Below are 17,804 nucleotides of genomic sequence, written 5' to 3' on the forward strand. Positions count from 1 at the left end.
GACCTAGAAGGGTGTAATTGCGGTGAAGAAGCGTTGCAGCCAGCCCATGCGGGTCTGCTGCGCGAGCTCGCCGGTGCCCGAATAGGCGATGCGGGCGTCGGCGACGCGCGTGGAGGCGACGCGGTTCTCCGGCGTCACGTCCTGCGGGCGCACGATGCCGGAGATCTGGAGGTACTCCTCGCCGCGGTTGAGCTTGATGAGCTTCTGGCCGCGCACGAGCATGGTGCCGTTGGGGTAGACCTGCGCCACGGTGACGGTCATCTCGCCGGTCAGCTGGTTCGACTGCGCGGCCGATCCCTGTCCCGCGAAGCTCTGGCCGCTGCCGCCCGAAAGCAGCCCGTCCGGCACCCACGAGAAGGGCTTCGCGTTCGGCAGGGTGAGCGCCATGTCGCTGTTGCGCGAGCTTGCGCTCGACACCGACTTCGCCGCCTGCGTCTTCTCGACGAGCACGATGGTCAGCACGTCGCCGACACGCCGCGCGCGGTTGTCCTCGACGAGGCTCGCGAAGCGGCCGGACTGGTAGATCGCGCCCGTCGCCTGCACCGGCTGCTGCGGCGTCGGCGCGTAGCTCGGCGAGAATTCCGCCATCGGCCGCTCGTAGGGCGCCGCGCACGCCGTGGTGGCGGCGAGCAGCGAGAACGCCGCGGCCTTAAAGGTTCTGCGTGACATACTGCATCATCCCGTCGACGGTGGAGATCACCTTCGAGTTCACCTCGTAGGCGCGCTGCGTCTCGATCATGTTGACCATTTCCTCGACCATGTTGACGTTCGAGGTTTCGAGCATGTTCTGGTTGATCTCGCCGAGGCCGTCGACGCCGGGCGTGCCGACGATCGGCGCGCCGCTCGCCGCGGTTTCGGCGAAGAGGTTGTCGCCGAGCGGCTGGAGACCGGCCGGGTTCAGGAAGTTGGCGATCTGGATCTGGCCGATCTGGCTCGGCGTCGCATCGCCCGGATTGACGATGCTGACGGTGCCGTCCTTGCCGATGGTGAGCGACTGAGCGCCTTCCGGGATCGTGATGTCGGGCTGCAGCGGATAGCCGTCGTTGGTGACGAGCAGGCCCTCGCTGCTCACCGTGAACGAGCCGTCGCGCGTGTAGGTGATCGTGCCGTCCGGCTTCAGCACCTGGAAATAGCCGTCGCCGTTGATCGCCATGTCGGTCGGGTTGTCGGTCGCCTGCATCGAGCCCTGCGTGTTGATGCGCTCGGTGCCGACGACGCGCACGCCCGTGCCGATGTTGAGACCGGTCGCATACTGCGTGGCCTGCTCGCTGTTGGCGCCCGCCTGGCGGTAGTTCTGGTACATCAGGCTCTGGAATTCGGCGCGGTCGCGCTTGAAGCCCGTGGTGTTCACGTTGGCGAGGTTGTTGGAGATGACCCGCATACGCATGTCCTGCGCGTCGAGGCCGCTCCGTGCCGTGTGCAGTGCCGAGCTCATGTGCCGGACTCCTTCCTTGCTATTCCAGACGCAGCAGCGACGTGCTGCTCATGTCCATGTCGCGGACGCTAGTGACGAGCTGCATCTGCACCTCGTAGGCGCGCGCCTGCTCGATCATGTCGACCATCGAGGCCATCATGTTGACGTTCGAGCCTTCAAGCCCGCCGGTCGAAAGCCGCGCCGCGTCATCCTGCGCGATCTCGCCGCCATTCGCAGTGCGCATCAGGTTGTCGAGGCCCTTCTTCAGCGCGCCCTGCTCGGGCGTCACCAGCTTGATGCGGCCGATCTCGGTCATCTCGTTGAGCTGGCCGCCCTGCGGGCGGATGCTGACCGTGCCGTCGGCGCCGATCTCCACCGTGTTCGCAGGCGGCACCGTGATCGGTCCGCCCTCGCCGACGACGACGAGGCCGTCCCCGGTTTCAAGAATGCCGGTCGCGCTGATGCGAAGATCGCCGCGGCGCGTGTAGGCCTCGGTCCCGTCCGGGGCCTGAACCGCCATCATCGCCTCGCCCGTCATCGCGACGTCGAGCGCGCGGCCGGTCTGGTTCACCGTGCCGGGGGCCTGATCGGCGGCAAGCGTGCCTTCCGCCGCCTGGATGCGGCTGGCGAAGCTTTGCCCGCCGACGAGGTGGCGGCTCTGCGCTTCGCTGACGTCGCGCTTGAAGCCGATCGTGCTCGCGTTCGCAATGTTGTGCGCCGTCACGTCCTGCGCAGCCATGGCGCTGCGCAGGCCGGAGAGGGCGGTGTAGACGAGACGGTCCATCGGCGGTTCCGGTCAGATCAATCCGCTTAGCTGCGGATGTTGATGATGGCGCTGGTCATGACGCTGTCCGTCTCGATCGCTTTCGCGTTCGCCTGGAAGTTGCGCTGCGCGGTGATGAGGTTGACGAGCTCCTCGGTGATGTCGACGTTCGCCATTTCGAGCGCGCCCGAACGGATCGTGCCGACGCCGCTCGCGCCCGCCTCGCCGAGGATCGGCTCGCCGGAGAGGCCCGTGGCGGTGTAGTGCGCGTCGCCGGTCTGCTTGAGGCCGTTGGCATTCGCGAAGGTCGCCACCGCCACCTTGCCGAGCGCCTGTGTCTGGCCGTTGGTGAAGCTGGCGCGCACGACGCCGTTGTTGTCGACGGTCACGCTGTCGAGGCGGCCCGAGGGGTAGCCGTCCTGCGTCAGCGAGACGATCGAGAACGGGTCCGAATACTGGGTGGTCGACGTGCCGTGGTTGATCGAGACCAGCAGCGGATCGCCGCCGGGAATGGTCAGCGGGTCGAAGGCGACGCCGCCGGTCGGCGAAACGATCTGCCCGAAGTTGTCGAAGCGGAGCTGCATCGGCGACGGCCCCGACGAGGGCGTCAGTTCCGTGCCGTCGACGATCACGTGGACATTCCAGTCGTTCGTCGTCGCTGACGAGTTGGAGCTCGACATGCGCACATAGTAGATCTCGGCCGCCATCGGATTGCCGAGCGAATCGTAGACGGTCGTCGATGTCGACCGGTTGTACGTCGCCGGGTTGCCGGGGTTGAACGCGTAGGGGTTCGCAGGCGTGAAGATCGGGTTGTTCGGGATCACCTCCGCATCCGACGGCAGGTTGAGCGCAAGGTTGATGCCGGTCGTCGCGCGCGGCTGGCCCGAGGTTAGCGGCAGGCGCAGCGCGCGCGTGTCGTTGATGCTCGTCGAGATCACAGTGCCCGAATCGTTCACCGGATAGACCTGAAGCGCCTGGCCGCCGCTATCCACGACGAAACGCTCGTTGTTCACGCTGAACGATCCGTTGCGCGTGAACTGCATGTCGGTGGTGCCCGAGGTCGACTTCACCATGAAGAAGCCTTCGCCCATCATCGCGAGGTCCATGACGTTGAGGCTCGACTGGATCGCGCCCTGCGTGAACTGCTGCTTGATGGTCTTGAGCGCGGTGCCCGAGCCGGCGACGCGGCCGGCGCTCTGCAGCGCGGAGCTGGAGATGATGTCCCCGAACTCGGCGCGCGAGCGCTTGAAGCCGACCGTGCCGACGTTCGCGATGTTGTTGGACGTCGTCGAGAGATCGGTCTGCGCGGCGTTGAGGCCGGTGAGCGAGGTGTACATGGCCATGGGTAGGGTCTCCTGTCGAAACGGTGAAAACTAGCTGCTGACTTTCTGAACCTTGTCGAAGGTGACGGAGCCGATGCCGAGCAGGTCGAGCGTCATCGGGCTGTTCGCCGTCGCCATGCTGACGGACTGGACGAGGGCATAGACGGAGGTGGAGAGCGCTTCGCGCTTGCCGCCGACGCTCGCCGTCGCCTCGATGGTCACGGGTCCCGGCTCCACGGCTTCGCCCGCGTCGTTCTTGCCGTCCCACGCGAACTCGTGGATGCCGTCCTCGACGGCGCCGAGCTTCAGCGTGCGGACCGTCGCGCCGGTGGAATCCTTGATCGCGATCGTCGTGTCGGTCGCGCCCTCGGGGATCGCGATGGCGCCGTACACGGCGCCGGTCGCGTCCGGCACCGCCTTGGCGCCCGAGGTCAGCACGTATTTGCCGACAAGGCCGGTGGCGGTCGAAAGCTGGTTGTTGTTCAGCGAATCGAGGATGCTGCCGAGCTTGGTGTTCATCTCGGTGATGCCCGCCAGCGACGAGAACTGCGCCATCTGCGCGACGAACGCCTCGTTCTCCATCGGGTTCAGCGGGTCCTGGTTCTTGAGCTGCGTGGTGAGCAGCTTCAGGAAATCGCTCTGGTCGAGCTGGCTCTTCTGCGTGACGGTGCTTCCCGTCTCGTAGCCCTTGATGCCGAGCGCGTTGAGATCGAGGCTGCTGCCGGTGCCGGTCGTTGTCATGCCCGCCTCACTGTCCGAGTTTCAGCGTGTTCAGCATCAGCGACTTCGCGGTCTGGATGACCTCGACGTTGTTCTGATACTGGCGCGAGGCCTCGAGCAGCTCGACCATCTCCTGCGTCTGGTCGACCGCGGCCTCGTAGATGTAGCCGTCCTTGTCCGCGAGCGGGTGGCCCGGATCGTAGCGCTTCACGGGCGTGCCGCCGGCGGAAACGACATCGACGACGTCCACCGTGGCCGCGGCCCCGCCGCTCGCCTGATCGAAGTAGGTCTCGAACACGGGCTTGCGCGCCTTGTAGGCTTCCGCCTCGCTGCGCGCGACGGAGCCCGCGTTCGCGAGGTTGCTCGCCGTGGTGTTGAGCCGCACGAGCTGCGCCGACATGGCGCGGCCGGAAATGTCGAAGATCGAAAGGCCGGCCATCGTCATTCGCCTTTCAGCGCGCGGGTGAGGGTGTTGATGCGGCCGTTCAGGAACGCCAGCGTCGTCTGGTACTGAACGGCGTTCTCGCCGAAGCGCGTCTGCTCGGTGGAAAGCTCGACCGTGTTGCCGTCGAGCGACGCCTGGTTCGGGATGCGGTAGAGCGCGCCGCCCGCCGGGCCGGGGCCGCCGACGCCGATGTGATTGCTCGTCGTGACGGTGAGCGCGCCGCCGCTTTCGGCCGCCTTCAGCTGCGCGGCGAAATCAATGTCGCGCGCCTTGTAGCCGGGCGTCGCCGCGTTGGCGATGTTCGAGGCGAGCAACTCGAGGCGCTTCGAACGCAATTCGAGCGCTTGCGCGTGCACACCGAAATAATTGTCGAGTACGTCCATTGCGGCACGTCCTGATGCTTTTGTCCGCTGCCGCTCCAGCAAGCCGCGTGCCAGATCGGTAAGATCATGATTTTCATGGAGATATTTTGCGCCCAAACGCGCCTTGTCGGGGCCTTGACGGCCTTCCGTCGGTTTCCCGACGCGGCGGCGGCGCCCACTTAATCTTAACCCGAAGCTGTCGTTATTCCTGCCATGAGACTCATGACGTCCCGGTCCGTCCTTGCGGCGCTTGCCCTGTTTGCCCTGCCCGCGCGCGCGCAGGAGGCGGTGCCCGCCGTGCTCACCGGCGTCGGCTTCGCGCCGATCTCGTCGCAGCCCGCGAAGACGGACGAGGAGCGGCGCCTGCTGGCGATCCGCGCCTCGCACCTCGCCGCGCTGCGCAACCTCGCCGAGCAGGTCTACGGCGTGAAGCTCCAGTCGCAGTCGTCCGCGGCGAACACGTCGCTCCAGTCGGATTCGATCCGCGCGACCGTCAGCGGCACGGTCGCCGGGGCGCGCATCGTCAAGATCACGCCGAAGGGCGACGACACCTACGAAACCATCGTCGAGATGAAGCGCCCGGCGGGCGGGGCCGACTGATGCGCCGCGGGGCCGTTCTTCTTGCCGCTCTCGCGCTTGCGGCCTTTCCCGCCGCCGCGGACGTGCGCGTGGACGTGGAAGGCGCCGCGCCGCTCGGCGCCGATGCGGCGCGCGCGCGGCGCGCGGCGATCGGTGACGCGCTCAGGCAGGCGGTCGCGGCGGGGGGCATGGATGTCGAGGCGCGGACGGTCATCGACCGGAACATCGTGCGCTCCGATACGCTCTGGGCGACCGCGCGCGCGAAGGTGACGGGGTTCGAGGTGACGGACGAATGGCGCGACGGCGGCCTGCTGCGGGTTGCGGTATCCGCAACGCTTGCACCGCTCGAAGCCCACAAGTGCAACGCGGCGGTGCGGCCGGCGATGCACGTCGGCGCGCTCCGGGTGGAGATCGACCCGGCCATTGATCCCGCCATCGCGGAGCCGGTGCGCGCCGATGCCGAGCGCGCGTTCCGGCGCGCCTACGGCGATGCCGCCGCGCCGCCGCTCGTCGCCGCGCGGCGATCCTCCGAGCGTTACGCGGCGCTCGCGCACGGCGGCGCGCCCGGCTACGGCCTGTTCGTCCAGCCCTTCGTCGAGATACGGCCGCGCCGGGTCGAAGGCATCGGCCTCGTGACGGGCGAGCGCGCCGAGGCGGTGCTCGGCGTCGAGGTGTTCGACGCCGTGCGCGGCACGCTGCTTGGGCGCATCACGCGGGGCAGCGACTGGACGCTGGCGGCGCGGACGTGGGAATATGCGCCCGCCGACTACCGGCCGTCGCGGCGCGCCGTCGCGCCGGATTTCGGCGGCAAGCTCGCCGATCTCGTGGAGGAAGCGGGCGCGTTCGCGCGCTGCCGCCCGCTCGAAGTGGCCGTGAACGGGGCCTCGGGCGACGAGCTCCTGATCTCGGCGGCGGGCGGCGATCTCGTCGTCGGCGATCTCCTTGGGCTCGGCGACGTACGCGTCGCGGCGGGGGCGGGGCCAGAGGCGATGCTGGGCTGGACCTTCGCCGAGGTGGTCTCGGTGTCGGGCAGCGCCGCGCGGGCGCGCGTGCTCGGCGACGGCGTGCCGCCGGGGACGCGGACGGCGGTGCGTCTGCGCTGATTTCCGGCGCTCGTTTCCGGCCTTGGCATGGACATTGCTTGGAAATGTGTCATGCAAGGCTGGATGAACAAAGCGACGGTTTCCCGACGCCGGTTGGCATTGGCGGCAATGATTGCCGTCGCCGCGCCCGCGGCTGCCGCGCAGCCGGTGATCTTCGAAAACCTCGATCTCCTCGAAGCGCACATCGGCGCGTTCACGGGGCCGGAGCGCACGCCGCGCGTCGACAGGCGCCTGAAGCTTGGCGCCTGCGCGGTGCGGCCGGAACTCGTCTGGTACGGTACCGGGCAGACCACCGTGCTCGTCCGCTGCGGCGGGCCGAACGGCTGGCAGATCTACGTGCCCGTGCACATGAACCCCGCAGGGCAGGGGGCCGTGCAGGGCGGCAGCGGCAGCGTGGTCGTCGTTCGCCCGGTGCCGCGCGGCGGCACGATCACGGCGGGCGACGTCGATTTCCGGCCCGATACCTACGTGCCCGGCGGCGTCACGGCGGTCGACCAGGTGGTCGGCAAGGTGGTGATCCGCGCGCTGGGTCCCGGCGAGGCGGTGCGCGCCAACATGCTGATCGCCGCCAATGCCGTGAAACGCGGCGATCCCGTGCAGATCAAAAGCGGCGGGACGGGGATCGAGGTCGCGGTCGAGGGCGTCGCCGAGCAGGACGCGCCCGTGGGCGGCCGCGTGCGGGTTCGCAACGTCGCGTCGGGCAGCCGGATGCAGGCGATCGTGGTCGGACCGGGAATTGTTGCGCTTCCGGGCTATAAAAATCCGGAAGACGGTCGTGAATGAATTCATAACGGGCTTTTTGCGCTGCTCAGGCGATGATGAGGCGATAGGATGGTAGACGGAATTTCTGGCCGCCCGGCGGGGCTGAACGGAGCATCGGTGCTGCTTGACCCGGCTGCGGCGAAGGCGGCGGGCGCGGCGAAGACCGCGAAGGCCGAAACCGCGCCGACGCCTGCGCGCGCCGAGCTTTCCGAGCTTGCCACCGCCGCGCGGGACGCCGCCTCCGCGCCGGTCGATGCCGCGCGCGTCGCCGAGCTTCGCGCCGCCATCGCCAATGGCAGCTACAAGGTCGACCCCGAGCAGATCGCCCGCAAGATGGTCGATCTCGATTTCGGCTGGGCGGCCGAATGACGGACGCCCCTGCCTACCGGCAGACGCTGAAGACCCTGAACGACACGCTGCGCGCAGAGATCGCGGCGCTGGAAAGCGGGGACATCAGCGTCCTCGAATCGTCGACGCCCGCGAAGCTCGCCGCCATTTCGGCGCTCCAGCTCTCGCCGATCGTCGCCAGCGACGCCGAGACCGACGCGCTGATCCGCGAAGGCGCCGAGCTTTGCGAGCAGGCGGCGCTGCGCGTGAACCTGCTGCTCGCGGGCGTCGAGCGCCGCCTCGCCGTGTTGTCGCGCGCGGCCGGACACGCGCCGCAGGTCCGCTACGGCCGCAACGGCCGCATGGACGGCGGCTACCGCACACTGGACCTCGACTGCGCCTGAGGGTGTGTGAAGATTCAGCCCATGCCGGGCTGCAAAAGGCGGCTTTCTGCGCTTCCGGTGCTCACGTACCTTGAGTACGCTGCGCTCCGGTTCTCGAAATCCACCATTTTCGCCTCGCCCTGAGCTGAATCTCCACACACCCTTGATCTCTGCCACCTGAACACTGGCACGGCCCTTGCTTCGTCCCCTTCGAAGGAGACGAAGCCGTCATGAATCCGACGCCCCTTTCTACGATCGCTGCAGGCGCTGATCGCGTCCGCACGGCGATTGCCGAGGCGAGCCGGCGCACCGGGGTCGATTTCGACTATCTCTACAACCAGGCGAAGGTCGAAAGCGGCCTCAGGCCCGATGCGAAGGCGCGCACGAGCAGCGCCACCGGGCTTTACCAGTTCATCGACCAGAGCTGGCTCGGCGCGCTGAAGCGCCACGGCGCGGAGCACGGCCTTGCGTGGGCCGCGAACGCGATCAGGACCGACGCGCGCGGACGGCTCACCATCGCCGACCCCGGCCTTCGCACGGCGATCATGAACCTCAGGAACGAGCCCGAAGCCTCCGCGCTGATGGCGGCGGAGACGGCGCGCGAGAACGGCGCGGCCATCGCGGCGGCGACGGGGCGCACGGCGAACGCGACCGACCTCTACATGGGCCATTTCCTCGGGCCGCGCGGCGCCGCGAAGTTCCTCGGCGCCATGGCCGCCGACCCCGGCCAGCGCGCCGACCGCGTGATGCCCGCCGCCGCCGCCGCGAACCGCGCGGTGTTCTACGCATCGAACGGCACGCCGCGCTCGCTGTCGGACGTCTACGAGCGCTTCGCCGCCAAGATGGGCGACGATACCCCGGATCAGGCGCTTGCCGCGGCGACGCCCATGCCATCCCCCGAACCGCCGCTGCCGATGAGCCTTGCGCTCGCGCTCGCCGGTGAGGACGCCGCCGCGCTCGACGGCCTGCTCGGGACCACGAAACCGGAAGCCGCCCGGCTTGCCTATCTCACGCTCGCCAGCCTCGGCTGAGCGCCTTCACATGGAGTTTGACGTCTTGAAGACCAGCGCCCGGAGCCGTTCGTGACCGCCGCAACGCTCCAGATGAACCGCTCGATCTGGGCCGGCGCGGGCCGCGCGGCGTTCCTGCCGGTCGGCATCCTGCTGCTCGTCGTGCTGATGGTGGTGCCGATCCCGCCGTTCATGCTCGACACGTTCTTCATCTTCAACATCATGATCTCGCTCGCCGTGCTCATGGTGGCGCTGAACACGCAGAAGCCGCTCGATTTCTCGTCCTTCCCGACCGTGCTGCTGTTCGCGACGCTGCTCCGCCTCGCGCTCAACGTCGCCTCGACGCGCGTCGTGCTGGTGAACGGCCACGAAGGGCCGCACGCGGCGGGCCACGTCATCGAGGCGTTCGGCAACTTCCTCGTCGGCGGCGACTACATCGTCGGCATCTTCGTGTTCTCGATCCTCGTCATCATCAACCTCGTCGTCATCACCAAGGGCGCGGGGCGCGTCTCCGAAGTGTCGGCGCGCTTCACGCTCGATGCGCTGCCCGGCAAGCAGATGGCGATCGACGCCGACCTGAACGCCGGCCTGCTCAGCCCCGACGAGGCCAAGGCGCGGCGTCAGGAGGTCGCGACCGAGGCGGATTTCTACGGCTCGATGGACGGCGCCTCCAAGTTCGTGAAGGGCGACGCCATCGCGGGCATCCTCATCCTGTTCGTGAACATCATCGGCGGCCTGATCCTCGGCACGGTGCAGCACGACCTCACGCTCGCCGAAGCCGGGTCGAACTACATCCTGCTCGCCATCGGCGACGGCCTCGTCGCGCAGATCCCCGCGCTGCTGCTTTCGATCGCGGCGGCGATCATCGTCACGCGCGTGTCCTCGCCGCTCGATCTCACCGGGCAGGTGTCGAGCCAGTTCGGCTCGGCGGGCGCGTGGATGCCGGTCGCGGTGATCCTGACGCTGCTCGGCGTCGTGCCGGGGATGCCGCACGGCATCATCCTGCCCGCCGCCGCCATCGCCGGTGTCGTCGCGTGGCGCCTGAAACGGGCCAAGACCATCGCCGACACGGCCCCGGTCATCGAGACGCCGGTCGTCGATCCCAACGCGGAATCGCAGATCAGCTGGGAGGACGTCACCGACAACGTCCAGATCAGCGTCGAGATCGGCTACGGCCTCATCGGCCTCGTCGACGAAAAGCTCGGCGCGCCGCTGATGGGCCGCCTCACCGGCATCCGCCGGCAGCTCTCGCGCGAGCTCGGCTTCGTCATCCCGATGATCCGCGTGCGCGACAACATGGCGCTGCCGCCGCACGCCTACCGCGTGCTCGTGTCGGGCGTCGTCTACGGCGAGGACGAGGTGGCGCCGCAGGAGCTGCTCGCGCTCGATTCCGGCCTCGTCCACGCGTCGGTTTCCGGACGCGCCGTCAAGGATCCGACGTTCGGGCTCGACGCGCTGTGGATTCCGCCGGAGGAGAAGGACCAGGCGGTCGCCAACGGCTACACCGTCGTCGACCCGTCGACGGTGATGGCGACGCACGTCAACCAGATCCTCAGCAGCCAGTCGCGCCAGCTTCTGGGGCAGGACGAGGTGCAGAAATTGCTCGACACCTTGCAGACGTCCGCGCCGCAGCTCGTCGGCGCCGTCACCAAGACGCTGTCGTTGCAGACGATCACGCAGGTCTTGCAGAACCTGCTCGACGAGGCCGTGCCGGTCCGCGATTTCCGGCGGATTATCGAGGCCTTGTCGGCGGTCGCGCATCGCACGCAGGACGCGGGCGAGCTGACCGAACTGGTGCGCCCGGCGCTCGGCGGGCTCATCGTCCAGAAGCTCTGCGGCATCCGCGAGCAGCTGAAGATCATCACGCTCGACGGCGAGCTGGAGCAGCTTCTCGTCGCCTCCGTACGCGCAGATCCCACCGGCGCCTATCCGCTCGACCCGGCATTGTCGCAGCGCATCCTCACCGCGCTCGGCGAGGCGGCGCGTCCGCTGCTGTCGGATGGCACGACATTTGCAGTCGTCACGACGCCGCTCGTGCGCAGGCCGCTGTTCCAGCTCCTGCGCCAGCATCTGCCGGATGTGACGGTGCTGTCCTTCTACGAGATCCCGGACAGCCGTCAGGTCCAGGTGGTGGCCGTCGTCGGCCGCGGCAACGAACAGGGAGTTTAAGGTAGCGTCATGCAGACCACGACCATCGTAGCGCCGAGCAGCCGCATCGCGCTTGAACGCGTCGCCGAGATGTTCGGCCCAGACGCCGTCGTTTACGAGACCCGCCGCACCCGCCACGGCGTCGAGATCGTCGCGGGCGGCATCGAGCGGCAGGCGCCGCGGATGCCGCAGGCGGCAACGCCTGCGCCCGCGCCGCAGCCCAGAGGCCGCGATCCGATGGTCCGCTTCATCGCGCAGGCGCGGGCGGTCGGCATCGACCCCGAGTTCCTGACCGGCGAAATGGCCGCGGCCGGAACCGACCTCGCCGACGCGTGGTCGCGCTTCCTCATCCGCGTCGAGCGCGAGGTGAAGATCGTGCCGCCGCCGCACACCGACCTCGCGCACGTCTGCGTGGTGGGGGACAGCGGCAGCGCCAAGACGACGACGCTGGCGCAGCTTGCCGCGATGGCGCGCGCCTCCCGCCCCGGCGAGCGCATCACGCTGCTCAGCGGAGACCGCCGCCCCGGCGCGCGCGAGCAGCTTCGGGTGATCGGCGCCCTGCTGAAGATTCCGGTCGCCGAACCGGCGCGCGGCGAGAGCCTCGCCGAAGCGGCGCGGCGCCTCGCGCGCAAGGAGCGCCTGTTCATCGACATGCCGAGCGACCCCCGGCTCGCCGCCTGCGAGGTGGAGGAACTGCGCGCCTCGCTCGAACGCGCGGGCAGGCTCACCGTGCTCTGCACGGTGCCGCTCAGCGGCCAGCTCGCCCGGCATCGCCAGATCGCGGAGATGTTTTCGCAAGGTTTCGATGCCTATGTTCTCACCCATGCGGGTGAAACCCTGCCGCCGGGGGCGGTGTTGACCATGCTGCTTTCGAGTGGAGTGCCGCTCGCCGGGATCGGGCGTTCGGCCGATTTCGCAGGCGGCTACGATGCCGCGCGGGCGACGGGCCTCTGCCGCATGGTCGCGGCGGCGCTCTCCACCGGCGCGACGGCGACCCTGCAATGATCGCCGCCGTGCAGCGTGCGCCAACCGAAGGCTTTTCCCACATGACATCGTTCGCGCCGACCGGCCAGGATCTCCGCAACCGCCCCGTCGTCGTGGCGGTGGCGAGCGGCAAGGGCGGCGTCGGCAAGACGCATGTGTCCGTCAATCTCTCGGTCGCGCTCGCGCGGTCCGGCAAGCGGGTGATGCTGTTCGACGCCGACCTCGGCCTCGCGAACGCGGGCGTCATGCTCGGCCGCCCGGCGGGCCGCACCGTGCGCGACGCCCTGAAGGACGGCGTGCCGCTCACCGAGATCGTGCAGCCGGGACCGGCGGGGATCGGGCTCGTCAGCGGCGGATCGGGCGATGCCAGCCTCGCGGTGATCGAGGACGAGGTGCTCGACGGCTTCTGCCGCGAGTTCCGCGTCTTCGAGGATGCGCTCGACTATCTCGTCATCGACACCGCCGCAGGCATCGCGCCCAACGTCACCGGGCTCGTCGAGAAGAGCGATTTCGCGGTCGTCGTGCTCACCGACGAGCCCGCCTCGTTCATCGACGCCTACGGCCTCCTGAAGGCGCTCGCGCAGCGCGGCCGCTGCCGGGAGGTGCTCGTCGTCACCAACATGGTGGCGAACGCGCTCGCGGGCCGCAGGCTGTTCGCGCGCTTCAAGCAGGTCGCGGGCACGTTCCTCGACATCGGCATCGAGCATCTGGGCTCGATCCCGCACGACAACCACGTGCACAGCGCCGCGATGCGCAAGCGCTGCCTCGTGGAGGCCTATCCGCTGTCGGCGGCCGGGCGGGCGGTGAGCAGCCTCGCGCTCGACATCGCGAAGCGCACGCGCACGGACATCCTCGCGGCGCCCAACACCGCCTTCTTCGGAGAGGACCGCGATGCACGCGCGGGCTGAGCTTGCCGGAGGCCTCGTCTATGGCCGGCGCCAGGCGGCGCCGACGCCGCAGCAGCTCGTCGAGGCCAATCTCGGCCTCGTCCGCAAGATCGCGTGGCATGTGTTCGGACGCGTGAGTTCGGCGATCGAGATCGGCGATCTCGTGCAGATCGGCACGATCGCGCTGCTCGAGGCCGCCCGCAATTTCGAGGAGCGCGGCACCGCCGCCTTCTCCTCCTACGCCACCACGCGCATCCGCGGCGCGATGATCGACCAGCTCCGGCGGCAGGCGAACATGTGCCGCAGCGCGCTCGTGCGCCGCAAGCAGCTGAACGACGCGCGCCGCGAGGCGGAACTCGCGCTCGGGCGCCCGCCCGCGCAGGCGGAGCTCGCCGCGCACATGGGCATCACGCGCGAGGCGTTGCAGGCGGAAATCGACGCGACGCAGGGCGTGCGCTACGAGAACATCGACGAGGTCTATTCCGACCATTCGCAGTGGTTCGCCGACGAGGGCGAGACGCCGGACGAAACGCTGGAGCGCAAGGACCTCGAACGCGCGCTTGCCGAGGGTATCAGGAACCTCCCCGAGCGCGAGGCGATGGTGCTCCAGCTCTACTATGTCGAGGAGCTGAACCTCGACGAGATCGGCGCCGTGCTCGGCGTCGGCGCCGCGCGCGTCTGCCAGATCAAGAAGGCCGCGCTCGACCGGATGCGCCACGGCCTTTCGGAGTGGGCGGAATAAGTTGCCGCAAGGCGGCGCGTTGAGTGTTCGCGAAATACCGGCAGAATGGTCGCGGGACTTTCCCGAGTCCCGATGGATCCTTTCGGCGGGAGCGGGCGTCATGACCAACGGCTTGCGGGACCAGGGTTTCGAAGGCGGCTTCGTCTATGTGGCCATGAGCGACAGGCTCACCGAATGGGCGCTTGCCAACGATCGCCTTCATCTGTTCAAGATCGGCTATTCGGCGGGCTGGTCCGATCGGCTCGCCTATCTGAACGGGGTCGCCCCCTGGCCGAAGCGTGTTCGGCCGTGCCTCAACTGCACCGACTGGCGTTTCGTGGGGCAATGGTCGTTCCCGGCCCTCGGTACGACAAAAAGCACCGAGAAATGGCTGAAGAAGATCTTCGATCGGGTGTTCGAAAGTTTCGATCGGGACGAGCTGGTCAAGGATTTTCCGGCCGGCAATGGCGAAACCGAGATCTACCGGCTACGCCTCCGCACACTACCGCGCTTGCCCGAACTGTTTCAGACGCACGGCATCAAGGGGCCGATCGCAGACAAGGCGCTGCGCGTCATCGAGACGGCCGTCGTCGAGATTTCCCGTCAGCGGTCCGAACGGTGGGCGGCGCTGCTTGCCGAACAGCCCGGCGGGTACGGCGACACATGGGAGGACGATTGGCCGGAAGAGGATTTCGAGCGCGACTGCGACGACGATTATCGCCGCCTTGTCGAACAGCTGGACGAGGATCTGGAAGCCATTGCGCGTGCCGATGAAGAGGGCTGGCCCTATTGAAAGACCGCGCGTCTCACGGATAGCTGATCGCTTCGCCTGCGGGTCGTTTCTTCTCGACCGGCGCGGGAACGATCGGCGTGCTGAGGACTTTCGTCGCTTCGGCGGTCTGCTCCGGCGCGCGCTTCGGGGCTGCGCTGCGCTGCACGGCGGGGCGGGCGGCTTGCGGCCGGGGGCCCGGCGCGGGCGCCGCGCGGCGGGTCTCTACGCGCGCGAGGCGGTCGTCGACCTGCTTCATCACGACTGAAGGAAGCTGCTCGGCCATCTGCTGGTTGGCCTTGACCGCCGCGGCGAGCGCATTGATCTGGCCGTCGAGCGACTGCGGCGATGCCGATGCGGCGGCGAGGCCGGGCCGCGTCGCCAGTTCGTCGATGGCGTCCCGCTGCTGCTCCATCAATGTCTGGAGCGCGTTCAGCTTGGCGATCACGTCCTTCGTGGAACCGCTGCCGCCGGCCGCCGCGGCGAGGCTCGCGGCGCGCCATGACTGCACGGCCGCAAGGGTGGAGGTGATCACGCAGATGCCGAGACACGCGGCGATCGCCATGCCGGAACGCGACGGCTTGCGCGACGGCGCGGCGGCGGCGGATTCGGCGGGCTTCGCTTCGGCATCGGGCGCCGCTGTCGGCGCGGGTTCCGGGGCCGGGGCCTCTGCCTCGGCTTCGGTCTTGGCGGGCGCCGGTTCGGGCTGCGGTTCGGCTTTCGGCTTTTCCGCCTGCGGCTGCTCGGCGTCGAACGTCAGCTCCTCGTCGTCGTCTTCGGTCGCCACGGAAAACCCCCAACTTGTCTCGTCTTCAGGAAAACGGCCCCGGCGTTCGGATGAGCGCCGGGGCCGAACCCGTACTACTTTACGACGCTAACCCTTAACGAAGCAGCGACAGCACGTTCTGCTGCGTCTGGTTCGCCTGGGCCAGCATGGCGGTCGCCGCCTGGCTCAGAACCTGCGCGCGGGCGAGGTTGGTGCTCTCCGCCGAGAAGTCCGCGTCTTCGATACGCGAGCGGGCTTCCGTGAGGTTCGTCGAGGTCGTCGACAGGTTGCTGACGGTCGATTCGAGGCGGTTCTGGAGCGCACCGAGATCGCCGCGGCTCGACACGATCGAGTCGATCGCCTTGTCGAGGACCGTGAGCGCCGCCACCGCAGCTTCCTGGCTGCTGATGTCGAGCGTCGAGGTCATGTTGGCGCTGCCGCCCTGCTCGACGAAGCCGATCGCCGCTGCGCCGGCGCCTTCGACGCGGACGCCGCTGCCGTCAACCGAGGTCAGCACGAGGCTCGTGCCGCTCACCGTCGCTTTGACGCCGGTGTTGCCGGTCTGGGCGTTGATCGCCGTCGCCTTGTCGGCCGCCGAAGCTGTCGCCGAAGCACCGATCTTCACGCCGTTGATGACAAGTGCGTCGGCTGCCAGAGCCGCACCCGAAACCGCGCCGCCCGAGAAGGACACGCCGTCCGAAGCCACGTTGAGGCCCATCAGCTGCACGTCAGCGATCGCGGTCGCAGCCGTCGAGTTCGTACCGACGACCTTGATGTCGCTGCCGTTGATGCTCTGGAGGCTCACGAAGCCCTGCTGGGGACCCGCCGGGAAGCCCAGCGCGCCGCCGACCTCGATTGCCTTGCCGGTGGTGTTCGACAGGGTGATCGTCTTGTCGGCGTTCAGCGTCGCGGTGACGCCGAAGTCGTTGCGGTTGATGTTGGCGACCAGTTCCTCGACGCTGGCGGCCGCACCCACGGCGACGCCGCCGATGGTGATGTCGCCGACCGCAAAGGTCTCGGCTGTGATCTTGGCGCTGGTGACGTTGTTGGAGGCAGTCGCCTTGACGCCGTGCTTGTCGCTGTTCTCGTTGATCGCGGCGGCAAGCGCTTCGGCGGTGTCGGCGGTCGGCACGCTGCCGAGCGCATTGACGCCGTTGAACGTCACGTCGCCGACGGCGAGGCCGGAGACGGCGCCGACGCGGCCCGTCGTGATCTGGCCCGGCGCGCCGCCGCTGGTGAGGCCGAGGGCGTTCGACGACACGTTCACCATCGAGATGCCGACGGTGTCGCCGGCGTTCACGCCGGTTTGCAGCTTCAGATCCTTGACCGAGCCGTCGAGCAGCTTGAGGCCGTTGAAGTTCGCCGTCTTCGCGATGTTGTTGACTTCGGCGAGCAGCTGGTTGGTTTCCGCCTGCAGGCTCGAACGGTCGGCCGTGCTGAACGTGCCGTTCGCCGACTGCACGGTCAACTCGCGGATGCGCTGCAGGATATTGGTGACTTCGCCGAGCGCGCCTTCCGCCGTCTGCGCCATCGAGATACCGTCGTTGGCGTTGCGGATGGCGACGGCCATGCCGCGGATGTTCGCGGTCATGCGCTGCGAAATGGCGAGGCCGGCGGCGTCGTCCTTCGCGGAGTTGATGCGCTTGCCCGTGGACAGGCGCTCCATGGCCTTCGACAGCGCGGATCTGGCGGCGGCGCCGCCGCTCTGGGCGCGAAGGGCTGAGATATTCGTATTGATAACAGTCATGGCTCTCTCTCTTTCCCGCTCTTAAAGCCGGCTCGGTCCTGCGCCGTGACTGGCGTAGCGTCTGCCGTACCCCTTTTGACGACCGGCCCGCGGCAAAGTTTAATCGCGAAAATCCGGCCTCCGTTTTTCCGTCGGATTTCCGACGTCGCCCCGCTCGGCACGCGTCCGGATTTCGACGGGTGCGCCGCGATGCCCCTGTTTTCCGCGATTGGCACGGCGGTTGCATTGCGATGCCGGCTATGACGATTGACGCAAAAGGCCTGCTCGCGATCCGCTCCCAGATCCTGGAGCGGAACGACGTGCTTTCCCGCGCCGCGGCACCGCAAACGGCGGCGAAACCCGATTTCGGCGCCGTGATGCAGGGCGCGATGCAGGCCGTGAACACGCAGCAGACGCGCGCCGCCGAAGCCTCCGCCGCCTACGAGCGCGGCGAGACGACGGACATCGCCGCCGTGATGCTGCAGCGCCAGAAGGCGTCGATCGGCTTCGAGGCGACGCTGCAAGTGAGAAACCGCCTGCTGACCGCCTACAAGGACATCATGAACATGCCCGTCTGATCCCGCCTGCTGACCCCGTCCAAACTTCTGCAAGA

At 68.4% G+C, this 17,804-nt stretch carries 21 protein-coding genes; 12 read left to right on the forward strand and 9 right to left on the reverse strand.

The genetic code is table 11. The features are described from left to right. Positions 1-3 precede the first annotated feature (3 nt). The 7 genes from PE061_RS11005 to flgB are packed head-to-tail and all read right to left on the reverse strand — an operon-like array spanning position 4 to position 5,047. Positions 4-669, reverse strand: a complete 666-nt coding sequence (locus PE061_RS11005; RefSeq protein ID WP_271255332.1) for a flagellar basal body L-ring protein FlgH — start codon at positions 667-669, stop codon at positions 4-6. Beyond that, positions 650-1,435, reverse strand: a complete 786-nt coding sequence (flgG, locus tag PE061_RS11010) for a flagellar basal-body rod protein FlgG (protein ID WP_271255333.1) — start codon at positions 1,433-1,435, stop codon at positions 650-652. The genes PE061_RS11005 and flgG overlap by 20 nt, the downstream gene beginning before the upstream one ends. Positions 1,436-1,454: 19 nt before the next feature. Continuing rightward, positions 1,455-2,198, reverse strand: a complete 744-nt coding sequence (locus PE061_RS11015; RefSeq protein ID WP_271255334.1) for a flagellar basal body rod protein FlgF — start codon at positions 2,196-2,198, stop codon at positions 1,455-1,457. Positions 2,199-2,224: 26 nt separating this feature from the next. Further along, the gene (locus PE061_RS11020) at positions 2,225-3,520 is read right to left on the reverse strand and encodes a flagellar hook protein FlgE (protein WP_271255335.1); all 1,296 of its coding nucleotides are present in this window, start codon (positions 3,518-3,520) and stop codon (positions 2,225-2,227) included. Positions 3,521-3,550: 30 nt separating this feature from the next. Next, positions 3,551-4,240 carry a flagellar hook assembly protein FlgD gene (locus PE061_RS11025; protein WP_271255336.1) on the reverse strand — a complete coding sequence of 230 codons (690 nt, stop codon included), beginning with the start codon at positions 4,238-4,240 and terminating at the stop codon, positions 3,551-3,553. A gap of 7 nt (positions 4,241-4,247) precedes the next feature. Next, positions 4,248-4,658 (reverse strand): flagellar basal body rod protein FlgC, encoded by a 411-nt coding sequence (gene flgC, locus PE061_RS11030; protein ID WP_271255337.1) that lies wholly within the window; start codon positions 4,656-4,658, stop codon positions 4,248-4,250. A gap of 2 nt (positions 4,659-4,660) precedes the next feature. Then, positions 4,661-5,047: a flagellar basal body rod protein FlgB gene (gene flgB, locus PE061_RS11035; RefSeq protein WP_271255338.1), complete on the reverse strand. Its 387-nt coding sequence runs from the start codon at positions 5,045-5,047 to the stop codon at positions 4,661-4,663. A gap of 201 nt (positions 5,048-5,248) precedes the next feature. On the opposite strand from flgB, the gene PE061_RS11040 reads away from it, so the two are divergent. The 11 genes from PE061_RS11040 (at position 5,249) to PE061_RS11090 (ending at position 14,723) form a co-directional block, all read left to right on the forward strand. Further along, positions 5,249-5,626 carry an LPP20 family lipoprotein gene (locus tag PE061_RS11040; protein WP_271255339.1) on the forward strand — a complete coding sequence of 126 codons (378 nt, stop codon included), beginning with the start codon at positions 5,249-5,251 and terminating at the stop codon, positions 5,624-5,626. Beyond that, positions 5,626-6,708 (forward strand): flagellar assembly protein T N-terminal domain-containing protein, encoded by a 1,083-nt coding sequence (locus PE061_RS11045; RefSeq protein WP_271255340.1) that lies wholly within the window; start codon positions 5,626-5,628, stop codon positions 6,706-6,708. The genes PE061_RS11040 and PE061_RS11045 overlap by 1 nt, the downstream gene beginning before the upstream one ends. Before the next feature lie 63 nt (positions 6,709-6,771). Then, the gene (flgA, locus tag PE061_RS11050) at positions 6,772-7,491 is read left to right on the forward strand and encodes a flagellar basal body P-ring formation chaperone FlgA (protein WP_271255341.1); all 720 of its coding nucleotides are present in this window, start codon (positions 6,772-6,774) and stop codon (positions 7,489-7,491) included. Positions 7,492-7,539: 48 nt separating this feature from the next. After that, positions 7,540-7,839, forward strand: coding sequence for a flagellar biosynthesis anti-sigma factor FlgM (flgM, locus tag PE061_RS11055; RefSeq protein ID WP_271255342.1), 300 nt, complete (start codon positions 7,540-7,542; stop codon positions 7,837-7,839). Continuing rightward, entirely contained in the window at positions 7,836-8,201 is a 366-nt protein-coding gene (locus tag PE061_RS11060; RefSeq protein ID WP_271255343.1) for a hypothetical protein, read from the forward strand. The genes flgM and PE061_RS11060 overlap by 4 nt, the downstream gene beginning before the upstream one ends. A gap of 209 nt (positions 8,202-8,410) precedes the next feature. Further along, a complete protein-coding gene (locus tag PE061_RS11065) occupies positions 8,411-9,211 on the forward strand; it encodes a lytic transglycosylase domain-containing protein (RefSeq protein ID WP_271255344.1) in 801 nt (266 codons plus the stop codon). 72 nt (positions 9,212-9,283) lie between these two features. After that, positions 9,284-11,359, forward strand: a complete 2,076-nt coding sequence (flhA, locus tag PE061_RS11070; RefSeq protein WP_271259176.1) for a flagellar biosynthesis protein FlhA — start codon at positions 9,284-9,286, stop codon at positions 11,357-11,359. 9 nt (positions 11,360-11,368) lie between these two features. Next, complete coding sequence (locus PE061_RS11075; protein WP_271255345.1) at positions 11,369-12,343, forward strand: hypothetical protein; 975 nt, start codon at positions 11,369-11,371, stop codon at positions 12,341-12,343. Between the two features lie 41 nt (positions 12,344-12,384). Beyond that, positions 12,385-13,230, forward strand: a complete 846-nt coding sequence (locus PE061_RS11080) for a P-loop NTPase (RefSeq protein ID WP_271255346.1) — start codon at positions 12,385-12,387, stop codon at positions 13,228-13,230. Further along, positions 13,214-13,951 carry a sigma-70 family RNA polymerase sigma factor gene (locus PE061_RS11085; protein WP_271255347.1) on the forward strand — a complete coding sequence of 246 codons (738 nt, stop codon included), beginning with the start codon at positions 13,214-13,216 and terminating at the stop codon, positions 13,949-13,951. The genes PE061_RS11080 and PE061_RS11085 overlap by 17 nt, the downstream gene beginning before the upstream one ends. 100 nt (positions 13,952-14,051) lie before the next feature. Then, the gene (locus tag PE061_RS11090; protein WP_271255348.1) at positions 14,052-14,723 is read left to right on the forward strand and encodes a hypothetical protein; all 672 of its coding nucleotides are present in this window, start codon (positions 14,052-14,054) and stop codon (positions 14,721-14,723) included. 13 nt (positions 14,724-14,736) lie between these two features. On the opposite strand, the gene PE061_RS11095 is transcribed toward PE061_RS11090, so the two are convergent. Together PE061_RS11095 and PE061_RS11100 are read right to left on the reverse strand one after the other, a co-directional pair. Beyond that, complete coding sequence (locus tag PE061_RS11095; protein WP_271255349.1) at positions 14,737-15,486, reverse strand: hypothetical protein; 750 nt, start codon at positions 15,484-15,486, stop codon at positions 14,737-14,739. Positions 15,487-15,580: 94 nt separating this feature from the next. After that, on the reverse strand, positions 15,581-17,212 hold the full coding sequence (locus tag PE061_RS11100) for a flagellin (protein ID WP_271255350.1): 1,632 nt from the start codon (positions 17,210-17,212) through the stop codon (positions 15,581-15,583). Between the two features lie 239 nt (positions 17,213-17,451). Here PE061_RS11100 and fliE point away from each other — a divergent pair, with 239 nt between their 5' ends. Next, complete coding sequence (fliE, locus tag PE061_RS11105; protein WP_271255351.1) at positions 17,452-17,769, forward strand: flagellar hook-basal body complex protein FliE; 318 nt, start codon at positions 17,452-17,454, stop codon at positions 17,767-17,769. The last annotated feature ends 35 nt before the right edge of the window (positions 17,770-17,804 follow it).

Origin of the sequence: Sphingosinicella microcystinivorans, assembly GCF_027941835.1 — a bacterium.
Lineage (GTDB): Bacteria > Pseudomonadota > Alphaproteobacteria > Sphingomonadales > Sphingomonadaceae > Sphingosinicella.

What these genes read in the sequence shown, in the direction of transcription:
- flgB (WP_271255338.1), bottom strand. Translation starts at nt 5,047, where the DNA reads ATGGACGTACTCGACAATTATTTCGGTGTGCACGCGCAAGCGCTCGAA.
- PE061_RS11040 (WP_271255339.1), top strand. Translation starts at nt 5,249, where the DNA reads ATGACGTCCCGGTCCGTCCTTGCGGCGCTTGCCCTGTTTGCCCTGCCC.
- flgG (WP_271255333.1), bottom strand. Translation starts at nt 1,435, where the DNA reads ATGAGCTCGGCACTGCACACGGCACGGAGCGGCCTCGACGCGCAGGAC.
- PE061_RS11080 (WP_271255346.1), top strand. Translation starts at nt 12,385, where the DNA reads ATGACATCGTTCGCGCCGACCGGCCAGGATCTCCGCAACCGCCCCGTC.
- PE061_RS11060 (WP_271255343.1), top strand. Translation starts at nt 7,836, where the DNA reads ATGACGGACGCCCCTGCCTACCGGCAGACGCTGAAGACCCTGAACGAC.
- PE061_RS11085 (WP_271255347.1), top strand. Translation starts at nt 13,214, where the DNA reads ATGCACGCGCGGGCTGAGCTTGCCGGAGGCCTCGTCTATGGCCGGCGC.
- PE061_RS11090 (WP_271255348.1), top strand. Translation starts at nt 14,052, where the DNA reads ATGACCAACGGCTTGCGGGACCAGGGTTTCGAAGGCGGCTTCGTCTAT.
- fliE (WP_271255351.1), top strand. Translation starts at nt 17,452, where the DNA reads ATGACGATTGACGCAAAAGGCCTGCTCGCGATCCGCTCCCAGATCCTG.
- PE061_RS11005 (WP_271255332.1), bottom strand. Translation starts at nt 669, where the DNA reads ATGTCACGCAGAACCTTTAAGGCCGCGGCGTTCTCGCTGCTCGCCGCC.
- flgC (WP_271255337.1), bottom strand. Translation starts at nt 4,658, where the DNA reads ATGGCCGGCCTTTCGATCTTCGACATTTCCGGCCGCGCCATGTCGGCG.
- PE061_RS11025 (WP_271255336.1), bottom strand. Translation starts at nt 4,240, where the DNA reads ATGACAACGACCGGCACCGGCAGCAGCCTCGATCTCAACGCGCTCGGC.
- PE061_RS11100 (WP_271255350.1), bottom strand. Translation starts at nt 17,212, where the DNA reads ATGACTGTTATCAATACGAATATCTCAGCCCTTCGCGCCCAGAGCGGC.
- flgM (WP_271255342.1), top strand. Translation starts at nt 7,540, where the DNA reads ATGGTAGACGGAATTTCTGGCCGCCCGGCGGGGCTGAACGGAGCATCG.
- flhA (WP_271259176.1), top strand. Translation starts at nt 9,284, where the DNA reads ATGAACCGCTCGATCTGGGCCGGCGCGGGCCGCGCGGCGTTCCTGCCG.
- PE061_RS11075 (WP_271255345.1), top strand. Translation starts at nt 11,369, where the DNA reads ATGCAGACCACGACCATCGTAGCGCCGAGCAGCCGCATCGCGCTTGAA.
- PE061_RS11015 (WP_271255334.1), bottom strand. Translation starts at nt 2,198, where the DNA reads ATGGACCGTCTCGTCTACACCGCCCTCTCCGGCCTGCGCAGCGCCATG.
- PE061_RS11045 (WP_271255340.1), top strand. Translation starts at nt 5,626, where the DNA reads ATGCGCCGCGGGGCCGTTCTTCTTGCCGCTCTCGCGCTTGCGGCCTTT.
- PE061_RS11020 (WP_271255335.1), bottom strand. Translation starts at nt 3,520, where the DNA reads ATGGCCATGTACACCTCGCTCACCGGCCTCAACGCCGCGCAGACCGAT.
- PE061_RS11065 (WP_271255344.1), top strand. Translation starts at nt 8,411, where the DNA reads ATGAATCCGACGCCCCTTTCTACGATCGCTGCAGGCGCTGATCGCGTC.
- flgA (WP_271255341.1), top strand. Translation starts at nt 6,772, where the DNA reads ATGAACAAAGCGACGGTTTCCCGACGCCGGTTGGCATTGGCGGCAATG.